This is a genomic window from Pseudoalteromonas sp. BSi20480, assembly GCF_000241365.1.
In the GTDB taxonomy this organism is placed as follows: Bacteria; Pseudomonadota; Gammaproteobacteria; order Enterobacterales; family Alteromonadaceae; genus Pseudoalteromonas; species Pseudoalteromonas marina.
Genome location: NZ_BADX01000068.1, coordinates 22,130 through 29,006 on the forward strand (window position 1 = coordinate 22,130; position 6,877 = coordinate 29,006).

A 6,877-nucleotide genomic window follows, 5' to 3' on the forward strand; every position below is an offset into this window, starting at 1 on the left:
AGTGCGTCCAAATTTCGCGCACATGTAATTAATTTTTCTGTTAGTCAATATAGCGTCGTAGCGCTATAGATATTTTCCAGCGATGTCTGGGGGCAAAAATGATCAATAAGTATTTAAAAATAGCAGTAGTAATGCTGCTTTCACCTGCGTTTGCAAACGCCAACGAACATAACCATGCAGACAATCACGACGTAACACCTTTGGAGTTAATCGTTTATAAAACCCCTACTTGTGGGTGTTGTAAAAAATGGATAACTCATATTGAAGACAAAGGGATCGTTGCACATTCCAAAGATTTCCGAAACATCAGCAATATCAAAACTAAGTATGGGATCAAACCTAATTACCGTTCATGTCATACAGCGGTTAGTCGAAATGGCTTTGCCTTTGAAGGACATGTCCCCGCTAAATTTATTCAGCAGTTCTTGACAGAAGAACATCCCAATGCCATTGGGCTTTCAGTTCCAGCAATGCCAGTTGGCTCTCCCGGTATGGAAGTCGGTGACCGCTTTATGCCATACAACGTGTTAATTCTATTTAAAGATGGAACGAGTAAAGTCTATGCAAAAGTTAAGACATACGAGGAGCAATTCTAATGAAATTGAACTCTTCAAACCTTACTTCACTTTCAACTGCATTAATACTCGGCTTATCTGTATTCTCAGCTCAAGCTGAGAAAGTAGTGTCGCTTGAACAAGCTATCACCTTAGCTCAGCAAAATGATCCTTGGCTTCATGGTAGCCGATTGAAACAAAGTGCAGTTGAAAATAGAAGTATTGCTTCAGGTACTTTGCCTGATCCGAAAGTATCGCTAGGGATAATGAATTTACCAACAGATACTTGGGATTTAGATCAGGAAGGAATGACTCAGCTAAAGGTTGGCGTCTCTCAAATGTTTCCGAGAGGCGACAGTCTAGAGATCAAGCAAGACCAGTTACAAATTGAGTCCACGAAATTTCCACTGCTACGAGAGGATCGTAAAGCTAAGTTGAAAAGCCAAGTGTCACAACTTTGGTTAGATGCTTACTTAGCCCAGAAAACTATTAAATTGATTGAAGATGATTGGTCTCTCTTTGAGCAGATGGCGGAAGTGGCTAAAGCTAGCTATTCAAGCGTTGTTGGTAAAACTAGACAGCAAGATGTTATTCGTGCTCAATTGGAAATAGTGCAGTTAGATGACAGATTAACTTCGCAAAAGCAGAAACTAGAAACGACAATCGCTCGCCTTAATGAGTGGCTTCATATTTACGATGCTGACCGATTGAATGAATCATTCAACTTTGACGCGCAACCACTAGAGTTTAGCGTCTCAAAAGAATTGCCTTCGATTCAATTGAATAATCCAACAGTCCTAAAAGCATCTAATTACTCAAGAAATCTATTGGCTCAGGCTCTTGCTAATCATCCAGCCATACTTGCAATTGATGTAAAACGCAAATCTTCAGAAAAAGGTGTTGAATTAGCTAAACAGCAATATGAGCCGCAATGGGGTGTTAATGCTAGCTATGCCTATCGTGACAATATGCCTTCTGGTGATAGCCGAGCTGATTTATTTTCTGTTGGGGTAACGTTTGATTTACCCTTGTTTACCGAGAACAGACAAGATAAGCAAGTTGCAGCTTCTATTGCAGATTCAGAGGCTGTTAAAACCGAGAAACTATTGCTGACAAAGCAAATGATCAGTGCGGTGGAAAAGGAGCTTAGACAGCTTAAACGCTTATCAGATAGACAATCTATCTATCAAGAACAACTCCTTAAACAAACTCATGACCAAGCGGAAGCGTCTTTGACGGCTTACACCAATGATGATGGTGATTTTGCCGAAGTTGTTCGAGCAAGAATTGCCGAATTAAATACCAGAATATCAGCTTTAAGAATTGATGTTGATGCACTTAAAACAGTTACTCGCATCAACTATTTCTTTGCGCATTCTCAATCTAAATCAAATGCTGAACATAAGCCATTTGGAGAAAAATAATGTCAACGAATACGAAAACAATTATTGCCGTCATTATTGGGGCAGCACTAGGTGCAGGAGCATTGAGCTTATATCAAGGTGCAGGCTCAAACAGTGATACTGATGAAGCTACATCAGCAGAGAAACAACCGCTGTATTGGGTTGCACCGATGGATTCTAATTACCGCCGGGACAAGCCCGGTAAGTCGCCTATGGGGATGGATTTAATTCCTGTGTATGAGGAAGGATCATCTGGTGATGACTTTGGCCCCGGAGCAGTAAAAATTGCGCCTCATGTAGTGAATAACCTTGGGGTTCGCACTGCACCTGTTGAACTGAAAAATATGCATACTGAAATCTCAACGGTAGGTTACGTTCAATATGATGAAGATAAGCTAATTCATATCCACCCACGGGTTGATGGCTGGATTGAAAAACTTTACATCAAAGCAGCAGGTAACCCTGTAGAGAAAGGGCAGCCTCTTTATACACTCTATTCTCCTCAGTTAGTTAACGCGCAAGAAGAACTGTTAATAGCGTTAAAGCGCGATAATAGTTCCTTAATTTCAGCAGCCAAAGATCGCCTTAAAGCGTTACAGCTTTCTTCAGATTTCATTCAAAAGTTAGAAAAGACAAGAAAGGTTCAGCAAACAATTACCTTTTATTCACCACAAGCAGGTGTTGTCGATGGTTTGAAGGTTAGAGAAGGTTTTTATGTAAAGCCGGGAAACACCTTATTAAGCATTGGCCAGCTAGATCAAGTTTGGGTTGAAGCAGAAGTGTTTGAACGTGACGCAGCCTTAATTAAAGAAGGACTGCCTGTATCAATCACACTTGACTATTTACCCGGTGAGGACTGGGCTGGTGTCGTTGATTATGTCTATCCAACATTGAACAGTAAAACACGCACACTCCGAGTGCGACTGAAATTTGATAACCCAGACTATCAATTAAAACCAAATATGTTTGCACAAGTCTCTATTCACGCTAATCAAGCTGATAGCACCATCCTCGTGCCTAAAGAAGCCGTTATTAGAACAGGTAAACAGGACACAGTAGTACTTGCGTTAGGTGATGGGCAATTTAAATCTATTGAAGTGACTATTGGCCGGGTTGATATCGACAGCATCGAAATATTAGACGGCTTAAATGAAGATGACGTTGTGGTGACATCTGCCCAATTCTTGATTGATTCTGAATCAAGTAAAAGCTCTGACTTTAAACGAATGACTCATGATGAAGTGCCTAACTCTGTTTGGATGCAAGGGGATGTTAATAGTGTTATGGCAGGGCACCGCATGGTTAATATTTCACATGGCCCTGCTGAAGCTTGGGATTGGCCTGAAATGGTTATGGATTTTACTGTGGCTGAAAAAGTCGATATTGACTCATTAAAGTCAGGTCAATCTCTGCACTTTGAAGTGAGTAAAACCGAAGGCGGTGGATATGAAATTACTGGAATTCATATCATGAGTGAGTCTGGTGATATGAGTGAAGAAGTATCTTTTGCAACAGTATCAGGTCTAATTAATTCTATTAATGTTGATACGCGTGTTCTAAATATTAGCCGAGGTCCAATAGATAAATGGGATAGACCTGCTGCGACGATGGATTTTATCATCGCGGACAATATAGAAATGGTTGATTTCAATGTCGGTGATAATGTCACTTTCACTTTTGAGGTTAGAGATGACTTAGTTATCACTGACATTTCTCTTGAATCAGATGAACAACACGGCAAGGAAAATAAAGCTGCTGTTGATCATTCTAATCATTAAGTGGGAGAAAAATAATGATTGAATCAATTATTAGATGGTCTATCGGCAATCGTTTCTTTGTTTTGTTGATTACCTTAATTATCGCGTTTGGTGGTTTGTATTCATTACAAAAAACGCCAGTAGATGCACTCCCCGATCTTTCTGATGTGCAGGTGATAATTAAGACGAGCTATCCGGGACAGGCACCACAAGTAGTACAAGATCAAGTGACGTTTCCCCTTACTACAGCGATGTTGTCAGTACCGGGAGCGCAAACTGTTCGTGGCTACTCATTTTTTGGTGATTCCTACGTCTATATCATTTTTGATGACGATACTGATTTGTATTGGGCAAGAAGCCGGGTTCTAGAATACTTAAGCCAAGTAGCATCGAGCTTGCCTGATTCAGCTAAGCCGCAATTAGGGCCTGATGCAACAGGTGTGGGTTGGGTATACATCTACGCTTTAACAGATAAATCTGGAAACCATGATCTAAGCCAATTAAGAAGTATTCAAGATTGGTTTTTAAAGTATGAATTGCAAACTGTACCGGGCGTGTCTGAGGTTTCCGCCGTTGGCGGTATGGTTAAGCAATATCAAGTGCAAGTTGATCCCGACAAGCTCAGAGCTTATAACGTGCCGTTAAGTCATATCCAAATGGCACTTAAACGAGGCAATAAAGAAACGGGCGCATCTGTTGTGGAAATGGCGGAAGCTGAGTATATGGTTACTGCTACGGGGTATATTCAATCAGTTGGAGACATTGAGAAAATTCCACTTGGTATTAACGAACAAGGCACGCCATTGCGTATTGGTGATGTTGCTACCGTTAATTTAGGGCCTCAAATGCGCCGTGGTATCGCAGAGCTAAATGGTGAAGGAGAAGTTGTTGGTGGTGTTGTCGTTATGCGCTTTGGTGAAAACGCTCTAAAAACCATAAACGGGGTAAAAGAAAAACTTGAATCGCTTAAATCTTCTCTACCAGAGGGGGTGGAGATTGTCCCTATTTATGACAGGTCGAAGTTAATAGATCGTGCTGTTGATAATCTTTGGAGCAAGTTGCTTGAGGAGCTTGCAGTCGTTGCTATTGTTTGTGTTGCTTTCCTATTTCATCTTCGCTCATCAATTGTGGCAGTTGTTACTCTACCACTAGGCATTTTGGTGTCGTTCATCATCATGTATATGCAAGGCATCAATGCCAATATTATGTCTTTAGGCGGTATTGCGATTGCGATTGGTGCGATGACTGATGGTGCAATAGTGATGATTGAAAATATGCATAAGCATATGGAGAAAACACCACTTACAGATGAAAATCGCTGGCAAATTGTTGCTAAGGCTGCGAGTGAAGTAGGCCCTGCACTATTTTTTAGCTTACTGATCATTACAGTCTCATTTTTACCTGTATTTATCTTGGAAGCGCAAGAAGGAAGAATGTTCTCTCCGCTCGCCTATACAAAAACCTATGCAATGGCGGCATCAGCAGGCTTGGCGATCACATTGGTGCCTGTATTGATGGGCTACTTTATTCGAGGCAAAGTTGTTTCTGAAAAGAAAAACCCGTTAAACCGATTATTGATTGCTATCTACATGCCTGTTTTAAAGCAAGTCATGAAGTTTCCAAAATCGACAATAGTAGCAGCAATATTAGTGACTATCGTTGGCTTTTGGCCTGTCGATAAAATTGGTAGTGAATTCATTCCGCCATTGGATGAAGGCGATCTCATGTATATGCCTACTACCTATCCCGGTATTTCAATTGGTAAAGCAAGGGAGTTATTGCAGCAAACAGACAAGCTTATTCGCACTGTGCCAGAAGTTGAAACTGTATTTGGTAAAGTAGGAAGAGCTGAAACTGCAACCGATCCTGCACCTTTAACCATGATTGAAACCTTTATTCAATTGAAGCCACAAGAGCAGTGGCGAGAGGGTGTGACTACTGAATCGTTAAAAGCTGAGTTTGATAAATTGGTTAAGTTTCCGGGCTTAACGAATGCTTGGGTTATGCCAATCAAGACCCGAATCGACATGTTAGCAACAGGCATAAAAACGCCTGTGGGTATTAAAGTCGCCGGACCAGAGCTTGATGTGATTCAGGAAATCGGCCAACAAATAGAGCAAATTTTACCCGAAGTTACAGGCACAGCATCAGTTTACTCAGAGCGAGTTGCAGGTGGACGATATATCAAGGTTGATATTTCACGCGATAAGGCAAGTCGCTTTGGGTTAAACATCGAAGATGTTCAACAAGTGGTTTCTACTGCTATTGGCGGCATGAATGTGACGCAAACAGTAGAAGGTCAAGAGCGTTACCCTGTTAACTTACGCTATCCGCAAGACTATCGAGACTCTCCTGAGCAGCTATCACGATTACCTGTCGTAACACCTAATGGACAGCGTATTGCGTTAGGGGATGTCGCAGATATTCGAGTAGAAAATGGTCCGCCGGGGATTAAGAGTGAAAATGCTCGTTTAAATGGCTGGACGTATATTGATATAGACGGTGTTGACGTTGGTACTTATGTTGAAAGTGCAAAAATACACTTGGCTAATAAACTAAAACTACCAGCAGGTTATTCAATTACGTGGGCTGGGCAATACGAATATATGGAAAGAGCGAAAGAAAAGCTCACCTATGTACTGCCATTGACACTCGCCATTATTGTTATTTTGCTTTACTTAAACTTCAGAGCATTTAGTGAAGTGGCTATCATTATTGTGACTTTGCCAATGGCAATGATTGGTGGCTTATGGTTAATGTATCTGGAAGGATTTAACTTCTCCGTTGCCGTTGGTGTGGGCTTTATTGCGCTGGCTGGTGTAGCGGTTGAGATAGGCGTGATAATGCTGGTCTATCTCAATCAGGCGCTTGCTGAGCTTAAGGAAAAAGCTGAAGAGCGAGCAGAACCTATCTCAGATGATGTATACCAAGATGCACTATTACACGGTGCTGGTTTGCGTGTTCGTCCAGTAATGATGACGGTAGCCACAATCATTATCGGCTTAATGCCTATTTTATATGGTACAGGTACAGGCTCTGAAGTAATGAGTCGTATTGCTGCACCTATGGTAGGCGGAATGACAAGTGCTGTGCTACTCACTCTTATTGTGCTCCCAGTAATTTACTCAATCGTTAAAAAGCCAGAATTAAACGCCTTTAACAA

The 6,877-nt window shown here is 41.4% G+C and carries 4 protein-coding genes; all 4 read left to right on the forward strand.

Annotated features, from left to right (window positions below; translation table 11 throughout):
• Nucleotides 1-98 precede the first annotated feature (98 nt).
• Entirely contained in the window at nt 99-596 is a 498-nt protein-coding gene (locus P20480_RS11595) for a DUF411 domain-containing protein (protein WP_008128695.1), read from the forward strand.
• The gene (locus P20480_RS11590; protein ID WP_008128697.1) at nt 596-1,978 is read left to right on the forward strand and encodes a TolC family protein; all 1,383 of its coding nucleotides are present in this window, start codon (nt 596-598) and stop codon (nt 1,976-1,978) included. Before P20480_RS11595 ends, P20480_RS11590 begins: the two co-directional genes overlap by 1 nt.
• Nucleotides 1,978-3,735, forward strand: a complete 1,758-nt coding sequence (locus tag P20480_RS11585) for an efflux RND transporter periplasmic adaptor subunit (RefSeq protein ID WP_008128698.1) — start codon at nt 1,978-1,980, stop codon at nt 3,733-3,735. The genes P20480_RS11590 and P20480_RS11585 overlap by 1 nt, the downstream gene beginning before the upstream one ends.
• A gap of 14 nt (nt 3,736-3,749) precedes the next feature.
• Nucleotides 3,750-6,877: efflux RND transporter permease subunit (locus P20480_RS17920; RefSeq protein WP_033025289.1), on the forward strand; the 3,128-nt coding region annotated here is incomplete at its 3' end.